This is a genomic window from Streptomyces sp. JJ36 (genome assembly GCF_021696945.1).
In the GTDB taxonomy this organism is placed as follows: Bacteria; Actinomycetota; Actinomycetes; order Streptomycetales; family Streptomycetaceae; genus Streptomyces.
The window spans coordinates 1-291 of record NZ_JACYHE010000204.1 but is presented as its reverse complement, the minus strand read 5'-3'; the positions used below and the strand labels follow the sequence as shown (position 1 = coordinate 291).

Annotated in this window: 1 protein-coding gene; it reads right to left on the bottom strand. The window is 72.9% G+C overall.

What is annotated here, in order from left to right:
* The coding region (locus tag HOY81_RS27165; protein ID WP_237323357.1) for a hypothetical protein at window positions 1–291 on the bottom strand (291 nt) is incomplete at both ends.

Here is a 291-nt window from a genome sequence, read left to right as displayed (position 1 = left end):
AGAAGGCGGTGTCGATCAGGCCGGGCGGGAACAGTTCCTCCACCACGCCCCAGTGCACCCGCAGTTCCCCCTCCACCTCGAACACCTGGCAGTCCAGCGACACCTGCGGCGTCTGGGTCACCGTGTGCACCAGCTCCCCGAACGCGCCGGCCGCCCGCCCCAGGCTCGTTCCCCCGTCGCCGAGGGCACTGGTGAAGACGACCGGCATCACGGCCCGTTCGGCCCCCTCGCGCCGGGCCAGTTCGCGCAGCACCCGTACGCCGCTGAACGCCCGGTGCGCGAAGTCCGCCC